The sequence below is a fragment of the Bacillus timonensis genome, assembly GCF_004799755.1.
Taxonomy (GTDB): Bacteria; Bacillota; Bacilli; order Bacillales; family Bacillaceae_L; genus Ferdinandcohnia; species Ferdinandcohnia timonensis_A.
The window spans coordinates 108749-132238 of sequence record NZ_SLUB01000008.1; the positions used below are offsets into that span (position 1 = coordinate 108749).

At 36.0% G+C, this 23490-nt stretch carries 23 protein-coding genes; 16 read left to right on the forward strand and 7 right to left on the reverse strand.

What is annotated here, in order from left to right:
* Positions 1 to 132: 132 nt before the first annotated feature.
* Positions 133 to 648: a hypothetical protein gene (locus tag E1I69_RS07025; RefSeq protein ID WP_136378892.1), complete on the reverse strand. Its 516-nt coding sequence runs from the start codon at positions 646 to 648 to the stop codon at positions 133 to 135.
* A gap of 268 nt (positions 649 to 916) precedes the next feature.
* Here E1I69_RS07025 and E1I69_RS07030 point away from each other — a divergent pair, with 268 nt between their 5' ends.
* Positions 917 to 1414 carry a hypothetical protein gene (locus E1I69_RS07030; protein ID WP_136378893.1) on the forward strand — a complete coding sequence of 166 codons (498 nt, stop codon included), beginning with the start codon at positions 917 to 919 and terminating at the stop codon, positions 1412 to 1414.
* Between the two features lie 218 nt (positions 1415 to 1632).
* Here the strand turns inward: E1I69_RS07030 and E1I69_RS07035 are convergent, their stop codons facing one another.
* Complete coding sequence (locus tag E1I69_RS07035) at positions 1633 to 2073, reverse strand: GNAT family N-acetyltransferase (protein ID WP_136378894.1); 441 nt, start codon at positions 2071 to 2073, stop codon at positions 1633 to 1635.
* Between the two features lie 156 nt (positions 2074 to 2229).
* On the opposite strand from E1I69_RS07035, the gene E1I69_RS07040 reads away from it, so the two are divergent.
* The 5 genes from E1I69_RS07040 (at position 2230) to E1I69_RS07060 (ending at position 5761) form a co-directional block, all read left to right on the forward strand.
* Positions 2230 to 2985, forward strand: a complete 756-nt coding sequence (locus tag E1I69_RS07040) for a class I SAM-dependent methyltransferase (protein ID WP_136378895.1) — start codon at positions 2230 to 2232, stop codon at positions 2983 to 2985.
* A 17-nt stretch (positions 2986 to 3002) separates the two neighbouring features.
* Positions 3003 to 3671: an HAD family hydrolase gene (locus E1I69_RS07045; RefSeq protein WP_136378896.1), complete on the forward strand. Its 669-nt coding sequence runs from the start codon at positions 3003 to 3005 to the stop codon at positions 3669 to 3671.
* A gap of 122 nt (positions 3672 to 3793) precedes the next feature.
* Positions 3794 to 4363, forward strand: coding sequence for a hypothetical protein (locus E1I69_RS07050; protein WP_136378897.1), 570 nt, complete (start codon positions 3794 to 3796; stop codon positions 4361 to 4363).
* Positions 4364 to 4400: 37 nt separating this feature from the next.
* On the forward strand, positions 4401 to 4790 hold the full coding sequence (locus tag E1I69_RS07055; protein WP_136378898.1) for a VOC family protein: 390 nt from the start codon (positions 4401 to 4403) through the stop codon (positions 4788 to 4790).
* 14 nt (positions 4791 to 4804) lie between these two features.
* Positions 4805 to 5761 (forward strand): MBL fold metallo-hydrolase, encoded by a 957-nt coding sequence (locus E1I69_RS07060; RefSeq protein ID WP_136378899.1) that lies wholly within the window; start codon positions 4805 to 4807, stop codon positions 5759 to 5761.
* Between the two features lie 38 nt (positions 5762 to 5799).
* Here E1I69_RS07060 and pepF read toward each other — a convergent pair whose 3' ends face one another.
* Both pepF and corA read right to left on the reverse strand, forming a co-directional pair.
* Positions 5800 to 7614: an oligoendopeptidase F gene (gene pepF, locus E1I69_RS07065; protein WP_136378900.1), complete on the reverse strand. Its 1815-nt coding sequence runs from the start codon at positions 7612 to 7614 to the stop codon at positions 5800 to 5802.
* A gap of 220 nt (positions 7615 to 7834) precedes the next feature.
* A complete protein-coding gene (gene corA / locus E1I69_RS07070) occupies positions 7835 to 8785 on the reverse strand; it encodes a magnesium/cobalt transporter CorA (RefSeq protein WP_136378901.1) in 951 nt (316 codons plus the stop codon).
* Between the two features lie 114 nt (positions 8786 to 8899).
* Between corA and E1I69_RS07075 the strand changes: the two genes are divergently transcribed.
* From E1I69_RS07075 to E1I69_RS07095, 5 genes are all read left to right on the forward strand, one after another.
* Entirely contained in the window at positions 8900 to 10234 is a 1335-nt protein-coding gene (locus E1I69_RS07075) for an MDR family MFS transporter (protein ID WP_136378902.1), read from the forward strand.
* A 117-nt stretch (positions 10235 to 10351) separates the two neighbouring features.
* Positions 10352 to 12118 carry an ABC transporter ATP-binding protein gene (locus E1I69_RS07080; RefSeq protein ID WP_136378903.1) on the forward strand — a complete coding sequence of 589 codons (1767 nt, stop codon included), beginning with the start codon at positions 10352 to 10354 and terminating at the stop codon, positions 12116 to 12118.
* The gene (locus tag E1I69_RS07085; RefSeq protein ID WP_136378904.1) at positions 12075 to 13871 is read left to right on the forward strand and encodes an ABC transporter ATP-binding protein; all 1797 of its coding nucleotides are present in this window, start codon (positions 12075 to 12077) and stop codon (positions 13869 to 13871) included. Before E1I69_RS07080 ends, E1I69_RS07085 begins: the two co-directional genes overlap by 44 nt.
* 96 nt (positions 13872 to 13967) lie before the next feature.
* A complete protein-coding gene (locus tag E1I69_RS07090) occupies positions 13968 to 14414 on the forward strand; it encodes a YndM family protein (protein ID WP_161974852.1) in 447 nt (148 codons plus the stop codon).
* Positions 14415 to 14539: 125 nt separating this feature from the next.
* Entirely contained in the window at positions 14540 to 16522 is a 1983-nt protein-coding gene (locus E1I69_RS07095; RefSeq protein WP_161974853.1) for a DUF4179 domain-containing protein, read from the forward strand.
* Positions 16523 to 16547: 25 nt separating this feature from the next.
* Here E1I69_RS07095 and mntR read toward each other — a convergent pair whose 3' ends face one another.
* Positions 16548 to 16970, reverse strand: coding sequence for a transcriptional regulator MntR (gene mntR, locus E1I69_RS07100; RefSeq protein WP_431731865.1), 423 nt, complete (start codon positions 16968 to 16970; stop codon positions 16548 to 16550).
* Between the two features lie 68 nt (positions 16971 to 17038).
* Positions 17039 to 17986, reverse strand: coding sequence for a hypothetical protein (locus E1I69_RS07105; RefSeq protein ID WP_136378907.1), 948 nt, complete (start codon positions 17984 to 17986; stop codon positions 17039 to 17041).
* 135 nt (positions 17987 to 18121) lie between these two features.
* Here E1I69_RS07105 and E1I69_RS07110 point away from each other — a divergent pair, with 135 nt between their 5' ends.
* From E1I69_RS07110 to dacB, 5 genes are all read left to right on the forward strand, one after another.
* Complete coding sequence (locus E1I69_RS07110; RefSeq protein WP_136378908.1) at positions 18122 to 18856, forward strand: glucose 1-dehydrogenase; 735 nt, start codon at positions 18122 to 18124, stop codon at positions 18854 to 18856.
* A gap of 23 nt (positions 18857 to 18879) precedes the next feature.
* Entirely contained in the window at positions 18880 to 19635 is a 756-nt protein-coding gene (locus E1I69_RS07115; protein ID WP_136378909.1) for an exodeoxyribonuclease III, read from the forward strand.
* 97 nt (positions 19636 to 19732) lie between these two features.
* Positions 19733 to 20347, forward strand: coding sequence for a DedA family protein (locus E1I69_RS07120; RefSeq protein ID WP_136378910.1), 615 nt, complete (start codon positions 19733 to 19735; stop codon positions 20345 to 20347).
* Positions 20348 to 20368: 21 nt separating this feature from the next.
* Complete coding sequence (locus E1I69_RS07125) at positions 20369 to 21199, forward strand: undecaprenyl-diphosphate phosphatase (protein ID WP_136378911.1); 831 nt, start codon at positions 20369 to 20371, stop codon at positions 21197 to 21199.
* A gap of 179 nt (positions 21200 to 21378) precedes the next feature.
* The gene (gene dacB, locus E1I69_RS07130) at positions 21379 to 22794 is read left to right on the forward strand and encodes a D-alanyl-D-alanine carboxypeptidase/D-alanyl-D-alanine endopeptidase (RefSeq protein ID WP_136378912.1); all 1416 of its coding nucleotides are present in this window, start codon (positions 21379 to 21381) and stop codon (positions 22792 to 22794) included.
* A gap of 33 nt (positions 22795 to 22827) precedes the next feature.
* Here dacB and E1I69_RS07135 read toward each other — a convergent pair whose 3' ends face one another.
* A complete protein-coding gene (locus E1I69_RS07135) occupies positions 22828 to 23361 on the reverse strand; it encodes a YceI family protein (RefSeq protein WP_136378913.1) in 534 nt (177 codons plus the stop codon).
* Between the last annotated feature and the right edge of the window lie 129 nt (positions 23362 to 23490).

Below are 23490 nucleotides of genomic sequence, written 5' to 3' on the forward strand. Positions count from 1 at the left end.
GGTAATGGGTTCCATTTTGAGGTGCAAACAGGTATAAACTCATTTATTTTCGCACCCTAAAATAGGGCATCATTATTTCACTTACTAAATCACAAAAAGAAATGCTGTTGAAGTTATTCAACAGCGTTCTTTTTAATTCGAGTAATATTCTTTCTTCTTTTTAAAGTATTTTTTTTCACATTTCATTTCTTTATATTCAATTTCATTTCCCTTTTTCTTTTTCTGGTCAATTACTCCCCATATAGTTCCAATAAGTTTCAGATGAATCATTACATCATTGTTATCCGGGTCTTTGTATAAAACAAAGGCTTCTTGGGGTTTGATAAATAACCTAGGTTCACCACGAAACTCACCAATAAAATGTTTATTTATTGAATTAAAATAACTATCGTTTTCCCAACCGCCATATACCATATTGGCAGCCAGCAATTCCCTTGGACTCATTTCTAAATAACTACGTTCATTAATATCTAACTTAAAGTTTGCAATAATTTCTTGCATAATTAATTTATTAAAATGTTTATCCCGTTCCTCCATCTTTCTAAGGCATTCTGGCGACAACTTCGGTGGTGCCTTAGCAAAGATATAAACAGGATTAAGAACAATGAAAATTAACAGACAACTAATAACGACGAATGATTTTTTCATTAGTACCCCCTCCAATATAATGTTCGAGTATATTATTCAGCACTGTTGAAATTAATATTCTGAGTAGTCTCATGGTTTGTTATCTGAAATATATAATATCTTTCATAGTGAATACCTTATCTGTAAGTATTTAACTATGCTCTAGGGCGGGTATTTTTTTAATTCTTTTGAATACCTAGGTAAAAGCACATTTCGGAGGTACAAGTTGAAAGGCATAAGCCTATCGAATAGGATGATAGTAGCCTATGAATAAGGAGAGATTTATCAAATGTATTATTACGATCCTAACACTTTAATGGCGTCATCGCTACCATACTATTCAGATTATGATTATTATAACGAGTATGAAAGACAAATGGGTTCATTCATGCCACCATTTGGAGGAGGTTCTATGATGCCTCCATTTGGACCACCAAGCCAAGGACCAGGAGGAGTCCCACCATTTGGACCACCAAGTCAAGGACCTGGAGGTGGGCCGCCTTTTGGAACGCCAGGTCAAGGACAGGGAGTAGGAGCACCAACAGCCCCGCCACCATCATTTGTTCCACAACAATCCCAACAAGCACAGGCGTTTGCGGTCGATCCAGGTAGTATTAGAGGATGTTTGTTTAGATATACCTATGTCTGGTTGAAAGGACGAGAGCAATTCTGGTTCTATCCAACATTTGTTGGTAGAAGGTCTGTCTCAGGTTATAGATGGACTGGTTTTCGATGGATTTATTTCGGAATTAGCCTAAGACAAATCCAATCTTTTACGTGTGTTTGATGTAAGTAGTGTGACTTAGAATTACACTTCATGAGAAAAATTTCTCTTATCAATAAACTTATTATTCCAGAAGCTAAGATTACCAGAATGAGATTAATCAATCTAACAAAATCAAAAGGAGAGTTTAGGACGATTAAACTATTTAACATTACTATGATGCCAAAAAAACGTAAAATTAAATCCTATTTCGAATTTTCATGTTCAACTCTCCTTGCAATTTAGATTATCTTTTTCACCATCACAATATGTGGGCCAATCGGTGGGTAATCGAAAACCTTCCCATATGGTCTGAAGCCCAACTTTTCATAATACCCTTGAACGTTTGTTCTAGCCATGCACCATAAAAGCTCCGTACCCTTATCCTTTAGAAAACTTTCTGCAAAATGAACAACTTCTCGTCCAGCACCTAACTTTCGATATTCTTCATGAGTCGCCATTGCTCTAAGGCGATATTGATTTCTACTTGAAAAATCTTCGTTTAATAGGGCACAAAAGGAAGCAATGCTAATTAATTTCCCTCCATAAAATGCTCCCACATGGAATCCACCTTCTTGATGATCTGTATCATACATGCAGGTTTCCATTGGTTGGTGGGGACGGAGAACTTTGTGTCTTAAATCATACGTCATTTCTGGGGTAATTTGTTTCACCACTAACATGATTTTCCTCCATTTAAAAACTATTTAAATAATAATTCTGTAATTAAGTTTAGTTTCCTTCATACCTTTTGAAAGGAATAAAAAGGAATTTATCAAAATATGTAGAATGTAGGTTTTATGGTATAGATTTTGCTGAATTTCTGGAGGTACGAGTAAATGACATTTGAAATACTTAAGAACAATAAGAAAAGTTGGGACAAGGTCGCACATCATTTTAATGGGAAGGATGCACTTCCGAGTTACGGTCCTTTTACACAAACAGAGGAAGAGTTAATGCTGTTTGGGGATTTAACAAATAAAAAAATACTTGATATTGGATGTGGAAGTGGACATTCCTTACGATACATGGCAGAGAAAGGAGTTAATGAAATATGGGGAGTAGATTTGTCACAGAATCAAATTGAAACCGCGAAAGAAACACTAGAGGGAATGAATCCTAAATTGTATTGTGCACCAATGGAGAAAGATATTAACCTTCCAAAAGAATACTTTGATTTTGTTTATTCTATTTATGTGATTGGTTGGACAATGGATTTACCTGCAACCTTTAAGCTTATCCATTCCTATTTGAAATCTGGTGGAACTTTTATTTTCAGTTGGGATCATCCTTTATATCCTTATCTTAAAAGTGAAAATGGGCGAATATTCCTAGAAGGCACCTATCAGAATGAAGGAACGGTTACATATGAAAATTTCAAAGGTGAAGATGCACCGATGGTCATTCCAACACGAAAAATGAGTACATATATAAATGAATTAATAACAGCGGGTTTTACAATTGAAAAAGTAATTGAAAGTGATGTATCAGAGTCTTTTGATTCAATCGAAGAAGAGGTTTCAGACCGTTATTATTCGTTATACAAAGCTCGTAAATTTCCAACAACGATGATTATCAAGGCACGAAAACAATAATTGTTGGTAGGTAAAACATGATAAATGCGGCTATTTTTGATTTAGATGGGACATTATTGGACAGGGATGAATCTGTAAAGAAGTTCGTTTCACACCAATATGATAGGCTTTTGAAGTTTTTAGACCATATTCCTAAAGAAAGGTTTATAAGAAAATTTATTGAATTAGACTGTCGTGGTTATGTTTGGAAAGACAAAGTGTATCAACAACTAGTTCATGAATTTAATATAAAGGTCATTCCTTGGCAAGAACTGTTAGAGGATTATATCTCAGAGTTTAAATACAATTGTGTACCATTCCCAAATCTTATACCTATGTTAGGAGAACTAAAGGATACTGGTCTTCAATTAGGAATAATTACAAATGGAATGGGACAGTTCCAGTTAGATAATATTAGATCACTCTGGATAGAGAAATATTTTGATACTATTTTAGTTTCCGAATGGGAAGGAATAAAAAAGCCTAATCCGCAAATATTTATGAAGGCAGTTGCACAATTAAATGTTCAACCAAATCAATGTATATTTGTAGGCGACCACCCAGATAACGATATAAAAGCAGCTCGTAATGTTGGTATGACAGGAATATGGAAAAAAGATTCTCAATGGGACAATGTAGATGCGGATTATATCATTGATGATTTGTCAGAATTACCATTGATTATAAAGAAAATAAATCTGGAGTAAGCTGATATTGCTTAAGAGAATTAATAAACACTGACCAAAGTTTGTGGTACAAATAGACCTGTGTAAATTGAAGATTAGTGGATATTTAATATAATGTCATATCCTAAAAAGGAGGTGCAAGATTGAAGCAGAATGCATTAAAAACAATTCCATTTTTTATTGTATTCCTATTTTTAATTAGTGGATGTTCATACAGTTACGGAATAGATATTAACTATATTCAGCAATATCCAGATAAATACAGTGCATCAACGTTACCTTATGAAGGGAAGATTGAATTCAGTTTGTCGACGGAAGAAATATTAAATGGAATTGAAGAACCACAAAAAATCACAACGATTTATGATACGGATGTATTTCTGATAGATATTACTGAAGATGAAAACACAATTAACAATGAACAAGAAATCTTAGTAATTGTAGGATTTGATAGTCATATTAATTCTAATGAAGGGACCTTATTAAGCCAATACGAAGTGAATGAGGATAATAGTATAACAACTGGAAGTGTTAATATAAAGGCATTTGGCGATGATGGCGAATTAGGTAGCTTCGGTACCGGAAGTGGTGATTTCGAAGGAAAGTACGAACAACATGTTATGTATGTATTTAATAAGGATGATCTTTTTAAAAGTAAAAAGTGGAAATTTGAAATAAGCGGGTTACATCTTTTAACCTATTCAAAAAAATAGATTGTAAGATAAATTTACGAAAAAAGGATGTGTATTAATGAATAATTCTAACCAAACACCCATTAAAAACACAATGGGAGGAGTATTCATTCATGTTTCAGATTTAAAAAAGTCAGTTGAATGGTACAGTAACATTTTAGGAATTGAAGCCAATTTAGATAAGGTGAAATCTCCCGTCTATAACATTCCGGTTACTGGATCCACAGGCTTAACATTAGATGACCATGCTTTTGATCCAACATTCATCCACCGACCTTCACCAAATCCAATCTTTAATTTTCTAGTTGATAATATTGATGCTGCCTACGATTTTATTAAATCAAAAGATATCGAAATCGTTAGGGAAATTGAAAGAGTGGGAGAGAACTTTGCTTGGTTTAATTTTAAGGACCCAGATGGAAATGTAATCATGGCTTGTACAGGTTAAGAGGGATTTAAAGAATGGAAAGATTAATAAACGAAACTGATTTTTTTAAGATGTATTCATTAGATAATGAAGTGTACGCAGCTATAGCAAAACCTGGTAAAGGCGCTTGGAGTAATGCGGGTATTGTTGATTTAGGTGAAGAAATTTTAATTTTCGACTCATTTTCTACCCCCTCAGCAGGTTATGAACTGCGTAGACAAGCAGAGATGATAACTGGTAAAAAGGTAAAGTACCTGATAAATAGCCATTATCATGGTGACCATGTTTTTGGAAATCAAGCATTTTTAGATGCAACGATTATCTCAACAACAATCACTAAAAAGGATTTTAAAGAAAAAAATAAATTACAAGAGTTAGAAATAGAAAGAAAAGAAATGGAGAAGTATCTTAAGAGTTTAAGAGGACAACTAGAATCTACTCATGATGAAGTCATTCTATCCAGTCTAACTAACCAGTATTATGAAATGTCAAAAGTGTCGGAGGATTTATCTAATCTTAGACTTGTACTACCTAAGGTGCTTTTTGAAGAAAAATTAATCATTGAAGGTTCAAAAAGAAAAGTTGAGTTACATTGCTTTGGTGGAGGCCATACCGCGAGTGACGCATTCCTGTATCTACCAAACGAAAAAATTGCGTTTATGGGAGATTTACTAACTGAAAATTTACATGTGCCCATTCACAATCCAGAAGACTTTTATTCTATTTTGGAGAAGGTTAAAGAGATGAATATCAATACATTCGTTCCGGGACACGGTAATTTTGGAAACAAGCAATTACTGGAAATAATGACAGGTTATTTATCGTATTTAATCGAGACTTCAAAAGAAGCAATAGAACGTAATTTAACATTAGATTCTTTTTTATCATATACAACAATTCCCGTTCAATATAGGAATTGGAAAGGGATAAATGGGATTAAGGCTAACCTTACAAAAGTCTATAACTTTTATTATCTTCAGTATAACGAATAAATTAAAAATGCCCAGATTAACTCTGGGCATTCCTCATATTATTCGTAAAGACCCTCTAATTCCTCAATTAAATCACCAACATAAGCAACTGCTTTGCGAATTGCATCTGGTTTAGACATGTCAACACCAGCATATTTCATTAATTCAAGTGGTTTCATAGTACCGCCAGCTTTTAAAACCTCAATCCAGCGATCAACTACTGGTTGACCTTCTTCTTTTATTAACTGTGCAACAGCGGTAGAAGCCGTTAACCCTGCGGAATACGTATATGGATAAAGGCCCATATAATAATGTGGTTGACGCATCCAAGTTAAGCTAGCTGCATCATCAATTTCCACAGCATCTCCCCAGAAGGATTTTAATACCTCACCTTTAATTGTACTTAATGCAGGAGCTGTGATTGGTTTTCCGCTTTCAGCTAATGCATATACACGACGTTGGTATTCACCTTCAAGGAGGTGGGTTACAAAGTTATGATAATAAGTTCCTAGTAACTGTAGAATGACCCATCGCTTCATTCTCTTATCATCTGTTTTCGATAACAGATGTTCAGCAAGAAGTAATTCGTTCATAGTGGATGGAGCTTCGATAAAGTAAGTTGATGGACGTGTGTTTCCAACCCGTTGATTTCCATTCGCATAATAAAAATGTCCCGCATGCCCTAACTCATGAGCTAATATGAACGCACCACGCATTGTATCAGTCCACGTAATTAAAATATATGGATGGGCACCATACGGACTTGAGCAAAATGCACCAGTTGATTTCCCAACGTTAGCAGGGAGGTCAACCCAGCGCTCTGTTAGACCTTTTTCCATGATTGCACTATACTCAGGACCCATAACCTGTAAAGCCTCAAGAATCGTTTTTGCCGCCTCTTCATAGGTTGTTTTTGGATTGAAATTAGGGTCAAGTGGTGCTTTTAAATCGCTAAAATGCATTTTTTCCAGCCCAAGCACGCGTTGCTTAAGCTTCGCGAATTTGCGCATATGTGGCGCAAGCTCCGTTTGAATAATGTCTAATTGATTTTTGTACATTTCTAATGTTACCTGCTGTGGATGCAAGAGCATATGGGTAACAGATTCATAGTTGCGCAGTTTAGATAGTGTAACTTGTTTCGTTACTTCTGTTGCATAGGCAGCAGCAAATGTATTTTGATATTTTTTCAATGTATCAGAAAAAGCCTTAAACGCATTCTTTCTAATCGTTGGATTTTCAGATAGTTCATAACGATCCTCAAATAACGCAAAAGAGAGTGGGAGCTCATTTCCTTCACCATCCATAAAAGAAGGGAAGGTCATATCAGATGCTTTGCTCCGTTGATAAATCATATATGGTGCGTTATGGACTTCCCCTAGAGCAGCCAGCGCTTCTTCTGTCTCAGGTGATAGGGTATGTGGCTTTTTCTCCAAAATCACATTTAAATTATTTTGAAAAACCTCTAATTCTTTCTCTTTACTTATGAATTGTTCAATTGTGCCCTCTGGTAAAGCAAGGATTTCAGCCTCAATAAACGATAGCGCTGCACCAATCCCTGAAAAAATGGCCGATACTCTAGCTGCATTACCTTGATTTTCGGGATTTGTCGCATCCTCATTAAAACGCAAACTTGCATAAGTACCTACCAAAATCATTCGTTTGCGAAGTTCTTCCTCAGCAAGTAAACAATCTAAAAATGTCTTAGCATCTTTACCTAATTGCCCTTTATATTTTGTAACTGTTGAAATGTCGGTCTCAATAGCAGCTAATTCTTGTTCCCATGCCTCAACTGAAGGAAACAAGTCCTCAAGCTTCCAAGTTTGTTCAACAGGTACCTCTGCACGAGTTAATAACTTTTCTTTAACCTTCGTCATGATATAACCCCCTTAAGAAATACTTCGATACACTAACAATTTTCATTATACCTGAAATGATAGAAAAGTTAATAGTATTTTTAGATAGTTTTTATGAAAACTTAAAAAGTTCCTGTGAACTTTTACCCTTAGCCCCTTAATGATAAAAAGAACAATAAATAAAATATGAAACGAGCAGACCCGATTCTTTGGATTTGCTCGTTTTTATGGTTACTAACTACTATTTAAACCAACCTTTTTGTTTAAACCAAACAAACATCCCAACTCCAATGACAATCATAATTGCTTGGATCACAAAATACCCATATTTATATGTAATTTCGGGCATATATGTGAAATTCATGCCGTATATCCCGGCAATGAAAGTGAGTGGCATAAAGATAGTTGTGATGACGGTTAATATCCGCATCACTTTATTTGTTTGGTGTGAATTCAGAGACAAATAGCTATCGCGGATATCAGCTGTTAACTCTCGACTCGCATCAATTTTTTCAGTAAGACGTAACAAGTGATCATGGATATCATGGAAATATTCAATCCGGTGCTGTAAGATATCAAGACGATGAGAATTGATAATCCGATACACCAAATCGCGCATTGGTGTAACGGTATGACGTAATGTTAGCAAATGATGTCTTGTTTCAAAAAGCTCATCAAGTAGCTCTTCCATTGATTTTTCATTCGAATTGTCCTCAATTTCATTTAATGTATCTTCTAATTGGTAAACAAACGGAAAATAATTATCAACTAGCTTGTCAATGATGTGATATAACACAAGGGAGGGATCCCATTTCTCAACTTCTTCCGTTACGATTAACCGGTTCCACACATCGTTCACTTCATTCGATTCCATCAAATGAAAAGTCACTATATATTCTTCGCCAAGAAACATATTAATTTCTTCCTTTTCCATCGTCTCCTGATGAAGGCTGTGCGAAACAAAGAATGTATTTGTTTCATAAAAATCTAATTTCGGACGTTGCAAGACATGGATACAATCTTCAATTGCCAGCGGATGAAATTGGAGAGTACGTGATAATTCTTCGATTTCCGTTTCAGTTGGTCGATTAAAATCAATCCAATACCACTTCCATTCGGTGTTTTTTATTTCTGAAATAGGAACATCTGTCATACGCTCATTTTTATGTGTAATAGCAGTAATGCGAATCATAAAATTACCTCATTCATATGTTGTGGCAATGTATTTGTTTGAACAAACATCATCTTTTCTTTTCCATTTTCTGTAGTATAATAGAATAATTCTAGGCTAAAAGGGGAAGACAAAATGAAATCAAAACCATTTGTTTTAGTAAGTATTGTGCTTGCAATGCTTATTAGTGCTATGGATACAACAATCCTTCAAACAACAGCCCCAACGATAGCAGAAACGCTAGGCGGGTATAAGTTATATGGATGGATGTTTGCCATATATGTATTATTTTCTACTGTTTCCTTACCAATATTCGGGAAACTTGCCGATATTTATGGAAGAAAAAAAATCTTTAGCATCTCTATTATTCTCTTTACGATAGGTTCGTTACTATGCGGTTTAGCTGATTCAATGGTTGAATTAATCGTATATCGAGGTATTCAGGGACTAGGTGCTGGTGGGGTTTCACCATTAACAATGATCATTGCTGGTGACTTGTATTCAATCGAAAAACGAGGGAAAATTCAAGGGTTCTTTTCAGCAATGTGGGGAGTTTCGGCTGTCATTGCACCACTTATAGGTGGCTTTTTCGTTGAAACGATGTCTTGGCGTTGGATTTTCTTTATCAATATACCAATTGGGATTATCGTATTATTATGTTTAATTCCATATCAAGAACACATTACGAAGGATAAAAATCCTCTGAACTATCTCAGCGCATTTCTTTTTACAGGAAGTATGCTAGCATTTTTAATGAACACCATTACAACAGAAAATTTAGTAATCTATAATTTAATCGGTGTTATTTTCCTAGTTGCATTTATCTTCGCTGAGAATAAATCGGATAAGCGTTTTATCCCAATTGAGATTCTGAAGAATAAAAATATCTCATGGATGAATATTAATGGCGTCTTGATTTTCTTAAGCATTTTCTCGTTTCAGAGTTATGTTCCGTTATTTATGCAAAAGGTGCAAGGAATTTCAATTACGGTAAGTGGACTCGTTCTATTTGGGATGAGTGCAGCCTGGATGTTTGCATCTGTTCCTTCAGGGAAGCTAATCATGAAATATGGGTACCGCAATACGATATTCTTTGGAAATGCGTTGCTCGTGCTTTCTGCAGTTATGGCACTCTTTATGAACAAAGACACAAGCTTCTTATATATATTTGCAATTCTAACAATTCAAGGTTTTGCATTCGGGTTGGTAGTGACAATTGGAACCATTGGCTCACAGGAATTGGCAGAAGCACACCAAAAAGGAATGTCGACAAGTCTTCATTTCTTTGCAAGAAACATTGGTACAACGTTTGGTGCAAGTATCATGGGGATGCTGATTACTAGTCAGACCGATGTTGCACAAGGTATGCATTATTTGAATTTGTATATGTTAATTGCCGTCACCGCTGCGACAATCATTAGCTTTTTGGCTAGCCAAAAATTATACTCTCACAATCTACAAAAACAGTAAAACATCAAGAGCTCTTGCTTTTGATGTTTTTTATCTATAATAATAGTTAATTTTATTGTATGATAAAAATAATTCGGATAGTGAAATAATTGTTTCGTACATAACTTGGAGGCTCTTATGTTAAGAATGCTAGCGTATTTAAAACCTTATCGACTAGCCATTTCAGTCGCACTTGGATTAACATTTGTTGAACTTGCTGTGGAACTCTTGCAACCGTTATTAATTGCAAAGGTGATTGACGATGGTATTTTACAAAAAGATCTTTCTGTAGTCATGAAGTGGGGCGGAATTATGGTCGGAATCTCACTTCTCGCTTTTATCTCTGGAATTACGAATTCCTTTTTTGCTTCTCACACAAGTCAAAGCTTTGCTTTTGACGTAAGAAAAGAATTGTTTGGAAAAATCCAATCTTTTTCCTTCGCCAATCTTCAAAAATTCGAAACAGCTTCTTTAATAACGAGAATGACAAATGATGTGACCCAGTTACAAAACACGGTGTTTATGAGTTTGCGTATCGCAATGCGTGCACCAATGCTAATCATTTTTGGGATGATCATGGCTTTCCTTGTAAATGCAAAGCTGGCTATGATGCTCATCGTTACAACTCCATTTTTAATTTTGTTTCTCATTTTCGTCATGTCAAAAGCAAGAATACTGTTCCAAGCAGTCCAGAAGAAATTAGATATCGTGAACGGTGTAATGCGAGAAAATCTTTCGGGGATGAGATTAATAAAAGCCTTTGTACGATGGGGACATGAAACGAAACGATTCTTTCATGCCAATGAAGACTTAAAGGAGCGAACAATTACTTCGCTTCGGCTTATCGAATTAACGATGCCAGTACTTTTACTATTAATGAATGGAAGTATTATCGCGATTCTTTGGTTTGGCAGCATTGATGTTAGTTCTGGAAACGTTCAGGTCGGCGAAGTTGTTGCAGTCATCAATTATACCACCCGAATTACTGGGGCTCTAGGTGTCTTTTCTTGGATTATCATGCATTTTTCACGAGCAAAAGCATCATCAGACCGTCTCGTTGATGTATTAGATACGGAGGTTAATTTAGTTGAATCGAATAAAAATCTACTAACTGTACCACATGCAAAGGGGAAGATCACGTTTAGACATGTTGATTTCAGGTACCCAGGAACGAATGCATGGGTGTTACAGGATATCTCATTTTCGATTCAACCAGGCGAAACGGTTGCAATTCTAGGTGCGACAGGCTCAGGTAAAACGTCTTTGTTTCAATTAATTCCACGTTTATATGATGTTGACCATGGAAGTGTTCAGATAGACGACATTGATGTGAAGGATCGAAAGCTTGACGAATTACGAAAGCAAATCGGTTATGTACCACAGGAGGCGTTATTGTTTACTGGCACAATTAAGGAGAATATCCGCTGGGGCAAACAGGACGCGACGATGGAAGAGATTATTGAAGCGGCAAAGCGAGCCCAAATTCATGAAACCATTGAGAAGCTTCCCTTACAATACGATACTGTCATCGGTCAAAAGGGCGTGAACCTATCTGGTGGGCAAAAGCAACGAATTTCAATCGCAAGAGCACTTGTTCGCAACCCGAAAATCTTATTACTTGATGATAGTACAAGTGCGCTCGACCTTAGAACAGAAGCTAACCTTCTTGAAGAATTAAAAAATTACACATGTACGACCTTAATCATTACTTCAAAAGTATACACAGCTATGGCAACCGATACCATTTTACTGATGGAAGATGGAAAATCACTAGCTACCGGAAGTCATGAAGAGCTATTACAATCCTCAGCTTTTTATCAAAAGGTCTATCATACTCAATTTGGAGAGGAGGGACAAGCTTATGTCGGCGCGAATGAATTGTCCGAAACAAAATCATGGGGATAAACCGCAGCAAGCAAAAGATAGAATAGGGACTGTAAAAAGAATTTGGTCTTATCTTGCGGTCAATCATAAATTATTGATTGCCGTACTTGCCATGGTCGTCGCAAGCTCAGGACTCGGTCTCCTCAGTCCGTTCTTATTAGGAAAAGGGATAGATGACTACATCGTTTCAAAGGATCATATAGGGATCCTTGTTCTATTACTTGGACTAGGAGTAGTTTATATTCTTCATTCCTTATCATTATGGTATCAAGCCTATTGGATGGTAGGCATTGCTCAAAATACCGTATTCTCGATGAGAACGGAGCTTTTTGAACAATTGCATCGTTTACCGATTCACTTTTTCGATAAACGGCAACATGGGGAACTCATGAGCCGAGTTACAAATGATATCGAAAATGTAAGCTCAACATTGAATACTTCCGTTATTCAAATATTTTCAAGTTTACTAACATTAATTGGTACAGTTGGAATTATGCTTTGGCTGAGCCCGCTGTTAACCTTAATCACGATGATTATTATTCCAATCATGTTTTTCGGAATAAAGTGGATCACGAAACGAACGGGAAAGCTCTTTAAAGAACAGCAGCGTTATTTAGGGGAACTAAACGGGTATATTGAGGAAACAATTTCAGGTCAGAGAATTGTAAAGACGTTTTCACAGGAAGAAACAGTGATGAACGACTTCTTAGGAAAGAGTGAAAAGCTAAAGAAAGCGGGCTATTTTGCACAAGCTTATTCTGGTTTTATTCCGAAGCTAATGAACGTATTAAATAACTTAAGCTTTGCAATAATTGCCGGGATTGGTGGGATACTCGCATTGAATGGCCATATCACAATTGGAACAATTGTCATTTTTGCTGAGTACTCGAGACAATTTACTCGTCCACTTAATGACTTGGCTAATCAATTTAATACATTACTGTCAGCCATTGCGGGTGCCGAGCGTGTGTTTGCTATTTTAGATGAAGAAGTTGAGGCTAAGGATGAAAGCAAAGCACAAAGAGTAAACCAAATTCAAGGTAATGTTGAATTTGATCATGTTACTTTTTCTTATGAAAAAGATGGAAACACCATTACCGATGTGTCATTTGAGGTAAATGCCGGACAATCAGTGGCCTTTGTCGGACCAACTGGAGCTGGGAAAACAACGATTATTAATTTATTGTCTCGATTTTACGAGCCCGATTCAGGTTCAATTCTAATAGATGGGCTCAATACGTCATCGATCACAAGGGAAAGCCTCCGTCAAAATATGGGCTTTGTGTTACAGGATACGTATTTGTTTCAAGCATCAATCATAGATAATATTCGTTATGGGAGACTGGATGCAACCGATGAAGAGGTAATTGAAGCAGCCAAATTAGCAAATGCTCATTCCTTTATCATGAAATTACCTAATCAATACATGACGATTTTGAACCAAGATGGAAGTGGAATCAGCCAAGGACAAAAGCAGCTTCTTTCGATTGCAAGAGCCATTCTTGCAAATCCGTCTATTCTTATTCTTGATGAAGCGACAAGTAGCATTGACACGGTTACAGAAATGAAAATACAAGAGGCACTACAGCGTTTGATGGTGGGAAAGACAAGTTTTATTATTGCCCATCGTTTGAATACGATTAAAAGAGCCGATCAAATCATTGTTTTAAATGAAGGAGAAATTGTAGAAAGAGGAACGCATGCTTCGCTTTTAGAACAAAAGGGATATTATTACACTCTACACAATCGTCAAGTAGAGAATCAGGCAATCTAGTTTCTAAATTATTTTTTGACCAAAAATTACCTTTTATATTCTATTCGTTATCTTCAAAAGATAGGTCTAAATAAGAATTAAAGGGTGATGTCGAAAATGAGGCATTTTAAAGCTCTCGGAATCAAATTTATTATCATATCAATTGTTCTCTTGTCGCTTTTTGGGATTTTCAGAGGCGCATCTCTCGGAAATTTACTTTTAATAAGCCTTCTTGTAACAGGAATTTCATACCTCATAGGTGATTTGTTTACGTTACCGAAAATGGGGAATTTATTTGCTACATTGGCAGACTTCGGGTTATCATTTTTTTCAATCTGGCTGTTGAGCTATTTGTTTTTGGAAAACACCTCATCTTTAATTACAGCGTCCCTTACTGCTGCCGCTTTAATTACTGCTTGTGAGGCACTTTTCCATGCTTACATGCAAAACAAGGTGATCGGTGACAAAAAGCGGGAACAAGGAAGGCAACAGTTTAAACCAAGCTATCAAACAGAGATTGCGGAAGAATTCGAGCTAAAACCAAAAGACATAAAAAAGAAATAAAATCGGATGTGGCTAAATCGTAACAGATTTAGTCTTTTTTTATTGCTTTTTATTGAAGGATTCGTGCGATATTTGTTGAATATTGAAGAAAAGGAAGATTTTTACCAAGGGGAGAGACATAAATTGTGATAATAGCGGAAACGGATCCCGTTTTAATAAAATTGATACGCGAAAATAACCTAGCAGCCATAATCAAATGGTTTGATCAAAGGAAAGACAGCTTATACAAACTAGCCTGGACATATTTGAAAACATCCAGTGACATTCAAGATGTGTTTTACACTGTCATGTTTACTATGCAGACAGACATTCGAAAACTAAAAAAGAATCCCGACCTAGAGAAATGGGTTATTTCCCAATTCTTACAAGAATGTAAAAAAAGAAGCTCCGATGAAGTGGTGGATGAGTCCCTCGTTCTAACTTATGTTCTAGGGCTTTCACCGAAAGAGGTTTCCGACATTCTTGAAATTTCAGTTGAATCAGTTAAAGCTCATCTCCATAGAGGAATTCAAAATTTAAGCGGCTGTGAGGAGGCTCATTACCAGGATAAATTTATTGATTATCTAAGTCGCAATTTAGACCGACCTGAAAAGATTGAATTTGAAATCCATTTACATACATGTCAAAGTTGTCAGCAAAGTTTGGCGGGTTTTCAGAATGCCATTATCTCTCTTACCAAAACTGCCGAAGAGATTGAGGTACCGGCAGAGTTTTTGGACCCTGTAATCACAACATTAAGGAAAAAAGAGGAAGAGAAAAGTAATAAGAAAAAGAAACGTACAACTATTGGTGTTGGAATTGCATTTTCACTTTTACTCCTTCTCTTAATTGGTTATGCCACCAACGCTTTTACATATATGTATTATACTTGGCTAGATTGGCGTGACTTGGAGGATGAGCAGTACCTTGATTATTTAAAAAGTGGCATTGGAGAGCCACTCGATCTTGTGCAAGAATCCAACGGAATAAAGGTCACAATTAAAAGCGCTATTGCTGATGAATTTCAAACCATCATCTATTATGAAGTTGAAAACCTTGAGGAAGAGGAACAATATGGTATTAATTTTTGGGATGGTGTATATGTTGAGAATGAATTTGAAACCTTTGATCAGCAGGCATACCCTGTCAACCAATTACCAGTTCAGCCTTTGGAAAGTGAGGGGACCATTTTTAAAGGAACCCTCAGTTTATTGCCTGTTACATCAGAAGCAAAATCAATAAAGTTAAATATCTCAAAGCTTCAAAAAGCCGGGGAGGACCATAAAAACCTTGTATGGATGGCTTATAATGGAGAAACAAGTTTTTTAACTGGAAAATGGAACTTTGAAATTCCTGTTAAAAAACAAGAATCAATAGAATATCCAATTGATGAAAAAATAACAATAGACAACGTGCCTTTTGAATTTAATAAAGTGATTATGGCTCCAACTGTTACGGTTCTACAATATCGATATAAACCAAATACGGTTGATAAAGATATGATTGAATTATTTTTTGGTGGAATTGAAATGGATGAAAAGGTCGCAAAACCATTATCATACGGATGGAATTTTCCGGTAGAGAGCAGTACGAATGAATATTTTACCTTTCATTCCATTTTTAATTCTCTCTATTTTGATGATCCAAAAGAGGTTCGTGTTCGATTAAATTCATTATCATATTATAAAAATGATCTTCACAAAGCGAAAATTGACATGAACCAATCGTCTCCGCAAACTTTTGAATATCTGGGAAGTCAGATCTCAATTGACAAAATTGAAATTGGGAAAACTACGAAAATAGGACTAACCGCTGAAATAAACGAAGAACGAAAATTTGAATCTATCCAATTTAATATACTCGATCAAAATGAATCGGCTTTACCGATTGTGTCTATGGAAAATGAGGGTGTCTTAGTTGATCGAAATGGAAACATATATAACTGGGATGAATACGATTATTACGCAAATATCAATGAAGTTGATAAGCCGCGCCATTACCAAACGAAAATAGTAATCGAGGTTGATAATGAAGATTCTGATGAAGAAATTATACCAGAATGGTTACAAATTACTGGGTATCAAGGCACAACCTATTTGGACGAAGAAATAAATTTAGAACTAAAATAAAAAAGCTCAGTCACTCTGAGCTTCTTTACATTTTTTTATTTCGAAATTGTAAGTATTGTTTCCTAACTGAAGGATTCTCTTCAAAAAAGTCAATTAAAGTAGACAAACAAAGAGAAGTTTCCTTGCTGATATAATGCTCGAGTTTCTCGACTTCTTCATAAATATTCTTATCTTGTACGCCAATCATTTTTAAAAAGTCCTCTAGCATTTCATGCTTTTCGACTAGCTTTTTTGCGATTGCTGTTCCTTTATCTGTAAGTACAAAACCTCTATATTTTTCATATATTCCAAAGCCTTCCTCGTCCAATTTTTGCATCATCTTTGTGACTGAAGAAGGGAGGACGTTTAATGAAGAAGCAATATCTACGCTTCGGGCGTAGCCTTTTTGCTGAATGGATAAATAAATTTTTTCTAAATAATCTTCCATACTCGGTGTCGGGATCGTCATTACCGCCTTTCCAAAAACTTCTTTCTTTATTATATAATGAAACGCGAGTAATTTTCTATCTTAATCCTCTACTTGTAGTGAATATCTTTTGAACGAAAGCCAATTGATGTGTTTAAATCAAGAACATCAAGTGAAACTACAGCATTTTCGGGCAAATTTATATTTGAAAAAGTGATTGAGCCACTTTGGTCTTCAGAAATTTTATAGTATTCGTAATCTCCTAGATTCAACCGGTAGGCTACGTCTTTCTTTTGCTCTACCGAAAACGTCAAACTTTCGTCAGTGAAGTCTGTAAGTTTAGGTGTTCTTAGTTTCCGGTTCTTATCGATCTTGATACCAGTTTCTTGCTCAATAAATTGTTGTAGATCTTCATTACCAAGTATATTTTCTAGTTTTTGATTTTCATGCTCCGTTCGCATATAGAAGGCTTCATTCGTATAGACATCGTCTAGAGCTACCTCATCTGTTGGCCCGTATAATAAAACATAATCGTCTGCAAAAATTTCTTGTGGATACCATTCATGAGACGAAACTGAATAATTAAAAAAAGAATTCCAGTGGATAGGCAAATGACGTAATCCTCTTAGTTTTGCCCATTTTGAAAAGGGAAAATGATGAGATGGAAAATAATTATAGGCAAAATGATGCCCGTACTCATGCGACAAGGTATCACGGTATTCCTGTGCACTCGTATGTTCATTTCCTTTATATAAGGTAATGCTACTGATAAAAGGGTGATAGACTCCAATAATCATACTATTTGAAGGTGATGGACCAGCCATTACACGAACTTCCTGCAATAAGTTGATTTCTTCACCGTGTTTATTTTTTATTAGTTCCTTATATAAATCTTCTAATTGTTGTTCGTCCCAGTTTTTTGAGTAACTAAGGAAGATAATTCCCTCTGGAGATTCATATTTTGCAAAATATGAAGAGTTATATATAACAGGACTTAAGCTTATTAAAATCGGAAGACTACATAACAATAATAGAAAAAAGATCACTTGTTTTCTCATGTCCGTTCTCACTCCCATAAGTCATTTTATCATTCTTAGAACCACTGAATCTCTGTTTTATTTTGCCAGATTGCTATTGTCGTTTATAATGGGAAAGGGAAGATTTCAAACTTGAATACTAGGTTGGTGAAGAAAATGAATCGAGTGGTAATCGTAACGGGAGCTGCAAATGGGATTGGAAAAGGGATTGCAAAAGCTTATGCGAAGAACGGTGATAAGGTTGTTTTAGCAGATATGGATACTGATGCTGGAAATATGCTTTCATCTGAATTTAACAATCAGGGTGCAGAGACTATTTTTATCAAAACAGATGTAAGAAACGAACAGGATATCCTCCAATTGGTAAACCAAACCTATCAAACGTATGGTAAAATTGATATTTTAATAAACAACGCTGGTAAAAATTTATTCAAGTCACCATTCGATGTAACAGTTGAAGAATGGGATGATGTGATCAATACAAATCTTCGAAGTGTTTTCTTATGTTCGAGAGAAGTCGCAAAATATATGAAGAAATCTGGTGGCTCAATAGTTAATATTGCGTCAACAAGAGCGATTATGTCTGAGCCCCATTCTGAAGGATATGCGGCTACAAAAGGTGGGATCGTTGCGATTACACATGCACTAGCAGCTTCATTTTCGGAATATCAGATTACCGTAAATGCGATTTCGCCTGGATGGATTGAAACAGGTAACTATGAAGATCTTCGAGAAATTGATCACGAACAGCATTTTGCAAAGCGAGTAGGAAAACCAGAGGATATCGCAAATGCATGTCTTTATTTAACTGATACTAAAAATAATTTTGTTACAGGAATTAATCTTGTTGTAGATGGCGGAATGACAAGAAAAATGATTTATGAGGAGTAACATAGAGAGGAAGCTTTATAAGTATGAAACTTGTATCATGGAATGTAAATGGATTACGGGCCTGTGTGAAGAAAGGATTTTTAGATTATTTTCACGAAATGGATGCTGATATTTTTTGTGTACAGGAAACCAAGCTCCAGGAAGGTCAAATTGATTTAGACCTTGAAGGATATCATCAGTATTGGAATTACGCGCTTAAAAAAGGCTATTCTGGAACTGCTGTTTTTACAAAGGAGAAGCCTCTATCTGTTTCATATGGTGTTGGTGATGAAAATGAGCAGGATGAGGGAAGAATTCTTACATTAGAATTTGACGACTTATACTTAATCAATGTTTACACACCGAATTCGCAAAGAGATCTTGCACGTCTTGGTTTTCGACTTGACTGGGAAGATCGTATGCGTGATTATCTCATTGATTTAAATAAGAAGAAACCACTTGTTCTTTGTGGCGATTTGAATGTTGCGCATGCCGACATTGATTTAAAGAATGCGAAATCGAATCGGGGAAATTCCGGCTTTACCGACGAAGAACGTGGAAAAATGACTGATTTGCTTGACTCTGGGTTTGTTGATTCCTTCAGATATTTTTATCCAGACACTACTGATCAATATACATGGTGGAGCTATATGCGGAATGTCCGTGAAAAGAATATTGGGTGGAGAATTGATTATTTTATTGTTTCCAAACAGTTAGAAGACAGATTAAAAGATTCTCAAATCCACTCGCATGTAATGGGTAGTGATCATTGCCCAGTCATTTTGGAATTACATGATTAGGAAAAAATTTAAAGGAATACTTTAAAGTAGGACAAACATAGATTACAATAAGTATGCTTATCGATTTAGTGAAACAGCATCTTATTTGGAGGTAAACATGGAAAATTGGATTACAGATTTTATGGACCAATTTGGGTATATAGGGATTTTTCTATTAATTGCTTTAGAAAACATCTTTCCACCTATTCCATCTGAGGTTATTTTAACAGCAGGTGGATTTATGACGACAAAATCGTCTTTATCCGTGACTGGCGTCGTCATCGCTGCAACACTCGGTTCAGTTGTAGGCGCAATAATTCTTTATGGAATTGGACGCTTACTTGATGTTGAGCGATTGGAAAAAATTGTTGACCGTTATGGTCGTATTTTACGAGTAACCAAAAAAGATATTCATAAAGCGGATGCCTGGTTTGATAAATATGGATACTGGACTGTATTTTTCTGCAGAATGGTGCCATTAATTAGGAGTTTGATATCCATTCCAGCCGGAATGTCCAATATGAATTTTTGGATGTTCATTTTGTTTACAACACTTGGAACGTTGATCTGGAATGTGATTCTTGTAATGCTAGGAGCTGCTTTTGGTGAATCTTGGGATATCATTGTTCACTACATGGACATTTACTCCAATATTACGTATGCATTAATCGCATTAGCGGGAATTGGATTTCTGGTTATATTTTTCAACAAGAGACGATCTAAAACGAGATAAAAAAGGAGTATATTATATCTGATGGAAATTATTGAAATGATAAAAGCCATAATTTTAGGAATGGTTGAGGGGCTTACTGAATTTGCACCCGTTTCCTCAACCGGTCACATGATTATCGTCGATGATATGTGGCTGAAAACACAGGAATTTCTTGGAAAGTACCCGGCAAATACATTTAAGGTTGTCATCCAACTTGGCTCGATTTTGGCCGTTGTTGTTGTTTTTAAGGATAGGTTTATAGATTTATTGGGACTTAATCGAAAAAATAAAATTGTTCCGGTGGGAGCAAAGCATCTACGTTTAACTCATATTATTGTGGGATTAATTCCTGCAGGTGTTCTAGGTGTGTTATTTGAGGATACAATTGATGATCATTTATTCACAACAGAAACGGTATTAATTGGGCTCGTCATTGGTGCCGTTCTAATGATTATTGCAGACCGTTATAGCAAAAGCCACCCAAATACGCAAACAGTCGATCAAATTACGTATAAACAAGCTTTAACAGTCGGACTTATTCAATGTTTATCACTATGGCCAGGATTTTCACGTTCAGGCGCCACTATCTCAGGCGGTGTACTAGTTGGATTAAGCCATAGAGCAGCAGCAGACTTTACGTTTATTATGGCTGTACCAATTATGGCAGGAGCAAGTGGAATCTCGCTTTTAAAAAACATCGAGTATTTTTCAATGGACGCACTTCCAATATTTATAGCTGGATTCATTAGTGCTTTCGTATTCGCTCTTATTTCCATCCGATTCTTCCTACGCCTAATCGATAAAATCAAGTTATTACCATTTGCTATTTACCGTATTATATTAGCAGCTGTCATTTATTTTGTATTTTTATAAGATAGAAAGCATCTCTTAAAAAGGGATGCTTTTTTTCATGGTTCTTCATAATACGCTCGTTTTTGTGTAAAATATGGTAATAGTTCCAAAGTTGTACAAAAGTACTAAAAGAGGGGGAATCAATTATTAGCTCTCGAAATTATTTTCTGTTTGCGATTATCCTGCTTGTAATTGTCATCATGCCACAACAAGAAAAAGCAGATGCAAATGCGAGCCAAAAGCAAGTGTTCGGGCAACTGAATCAGCTTGTTATGAATGAACCGAGATTAAAAGGAGCAATTGCTGGAATAAGTGTAAGATCAGCAAAAAACGGAGAAATCCTGTATCAACACGCTGGCGATGTAAGACTTAGACCCGCTTCCAATTTAAAACTCATCACGGCCGCCACAGCTTTATCAGCTCTTGGAGAAGATCATCAATTTTCAACCGAGATCCTGACAGATGGAAAACTCGAAGAAAACAAATTGATAGGAAATCTATATCTGAAGGGAAAAGGAGATCCCACACTGCTGCAGGAAGATTTAGATTTACTAGCGAAAAAAATTAAAAAATCTGGAGTCGATGTGATTTTCGGAAATGTGATCGCAGATGATACTTGGTATGATGATGAGCGATATTCAATGGATTTAACTTGGAGCGATGAAACGTATTATTATGGTTCAGCTGTTTCGGGATTAACCGCATCCCCGAATAAGGATTATGATTCTGGAACAATAATTGTGGAGGTTTCACCGGGGAAGAAGGAGGGAGCCAAAGCAGAAATTTCCTTACAACCTTCGAGTAATTACATAAAGATTATCAATAACACAAAAACAGTTCAAAAAGAAGAAAAGAAAGACATCTCTATCATTCGCGAGCATGGAGAGAATGTTATTATCATTGAAGGAACGGTTCCTGTTCATGCAAAACCTATTCAAGAGTGGATGACCGTTTGGGAGCCCACAGGCTATGCATTGGATTTATTTAAGCAATCATTAGCTAAACAAGATATCCACGTGATGGGTACAGAAGGCATTGCTAAAACACCTGATAAAGCTGCACTCCTTGTAACAGATAAATCCATACCACTGCATGAACTTCTAATTCCTTTTATGAAGCTAAGTAATAATGGCCACGGGGAAACATTAGTTAAGGAGATGGGACGTGACCGATATGGAGAAGGTAGTTGGGAAAAAGGGATAATTGTCGTGAAGGAAGAACTTCGAAAAATCGGTGTTGACCCTAGTAGTATGGTGATTAGAGACGGATCCGGAATTTCACACGTGAATTTAGTATCTGCTAATGATATTTCAAAGCTTCTCTATTCCGCTCAAAACCAAGCCTGGTTTCCAACATTTTTACACTCTTTACCGGTTGCTGGAAACAGTGAACGCCTTGTTGGTGGTTCTTTACGATATCGATTAAAAAATCCAGAGATGGTGGGAAAGGTAAAAGCGAAAACAGGGACGATCACAACGGTAAGTTCTCTATCCGGCTATTTGAAAACAAGGAGTGGGGAAGACCTGATCTTTTCAATCCTATTGAATAATCTAATGAACGATGCACATGGAAAACCGATTGAAGATAAAATTGTTACATTGTTATACGAATATTAAAAAGCAGGCTCATTTGGGCCTGCTTTGCATTATTTATTCAGCTTTTGCCGCTTCAATTTCGATTGAGATTTTTACTTGGTCTCCAACTAGAACGCCACCAGTTTCAAGTGCTGCATTCCATACTAGACCATAATCGCTACGATTTAAGCTACCAGTTGCGCTGAAACCAGCTTTTTCATTTCCCCATGGATCTTTACCTGCACCTTCAAATACCACTTGGAAGGTTTCCGATTTGGTTGTTCCACGAATGGTTAAATCACCAGTTACATCGTATTCACCATCATCTGTTTTAACAATGGATGTTGATTTGAACGTCATTGATGGATGGTTTTCAACATCAAAGAAATCAGCTGAGCGAAGGTGGTTATCGCGATCTTCATTTTTTGTATTAATGCTTGTAAGGTCGATTTTAAATTCAATATTTGCGGTGGTTAAGTCAGCTGGATCTGCTTCAATAACAGCTTCAAAGTTCTCGAATGAACCTTTTACCTTTGCAATCATCATGTGTTTAACTGAAAAATCAATACTACTGTGTGATGCATCTACTGCCCATTTTGTGTTTGCCATTTTTAATTCCTCCAAAAAAATATTATTTTACTATCATTTATCTCGAATTCAAGATATCTTACTTTAAGATAAATTATAATTGTGATTTTTGCTAATGTCAACATAAAAGTTAAAAAAATTAAGCATGAT

Bases quoted from the DNA above. Each gene is read 5' to 3' on its own strand.
- E1I69_RS07025 (WP_136378892.1), bottom strand. From the start codon at position 648: ATGAAAAAATCATTCGTCGTTATTAGTTGTCTGTTAATTTTCATTGTT.
- E1I69_RS07030 (WP_136378893.1), top strand. From the start codon at position 917: ATGTATTATTACGATCCTAACACTTTAATGGCGTCATCGCTACCATAC.
- E1I69_RS07035 (WP_136378894.1), bottom strand. From the start codon at position 2,073: ATGTTAGTGGTGAAACAAATTACCCCAGAAATGACGTATGATTTAAGA.
- E1I69_RS07040 (WP_136378895.1), top strand. From the start codon at position 2,230: ATGACATTTGAAATACTTAAGAACAATAAGAAAAGTTGGGACAAGGTC.
- E1I69_RS07045 (WP_136378896.1), top strand. From the start codon at position 3,003: ATGATAAATGCGGCTATTTTTGATTTAGATGGGACATTATTGGACAGG.
- E1I69_RS07055 (WP_136378898.1), top strand. From the start codon at position 4,401: ATGAATAATTCTAACCAAACACCCATTAAAAACACAATGGGAGGAGTA.
- E1I69_RS07060 (WP_136378899.1), top strand. From the start codon at position 4,805: ATGGAAAGATTAATAAACGAAACTGATTTTTTTAAGATGTATTCATTA.
- pepF (WP_136378900.1), bottom strand. From the start codon at position 7,614: ATGACGAAGGTTAAAGAAAAGTTATTAACTCGTGCAGAGGTACCTGTT.
- corA (WP_136378901.1), bottom strand. From the start codon at position 8,785: ATGATTCGCATTACTGCTATTACACATAAAAATGAGCGTATGACAGAT.
- E1I69_RS07075 (WP_136378902.1), top strand. From the start codon at position 8,900: ATGAAATCAAAACCATTTGTTTTAGTAAGTATTGTGCTTGCAATGCTT.
- E1I69_RS07080 (WP_136378903.1), top strand. From the start codon at position 10,352: ATGTTAAGAATGCTAGCGTATTTAAAACCTTATCGACTAGCCATTTCA.
- E1I69_RS07085 (WP_136378904.1), top strand. From the start codon at position 12,075: ATGTCGGCGCGAATGAATTGTCCGAAACAAAATCATGGGGATAAACCG.
- E1I69_RS07090 (WP_161974852.1), top strand. From the start codon at position 13,968: ATGAGGCATTTTAAAGCTCTCGGAATCAAATTTATTATCATATCAATT.
- mntR (WP_431731865.1), bottom strand. From the start codon at position 16,970: ATGACGATCCCGACACCGAGTATGGAAGATTATTTAGAAAAAATTTAT.
- E1I69_RS07105 (WP_136378907.1), bottom strand. From the start codon at position 17,986: ATGAGAAAACAAGTGATCTTTTTTCTATTATTGTTATGTAGTCTTCCG.
- E1I69_RS07110 (WP_136378908.1), top strand. From the start codon at position 18,122: ATGAATCGAGTGGTAATCGTAACGGGAGCTGCAAATGGGATTGGAAAA.
- E1I69_RS07115 (WP_136378909.1), top strand. From the start codon at position 18,880: ATGAAACTTGTATCATGGAATGTAAATGGATTACGGGCCTGTGTGAAG.
- E1I69_RS07120 (WP_136378910.1), top strand. From the start codon at position 19,733: ATGGAAAATTGGATTACAGATTTTATGGACCAATTTGGGTATATAGGG.
- E1I69_RS07125 (WP_136378911.1), top strand. From the start codon at position 20,369: ATGGAAATTATTGAAATGATAAAAGCCATAATTTTAGGAATGGTTGAG.
- dacB (WP_136378912.1), top strand. From the start codon at position 21,379: ATGCCACAACAAGAAAAAGCAGATGCAAATGCGAGCCAAAAGCAAGTG.
- E1I69_RS07135 (WP_136378913.1), bottom strand. From the start codon at position 23,361: ATGGCAAACACAAAATGGGCAGTAGATGCATCACACAGTAGTATTGAT.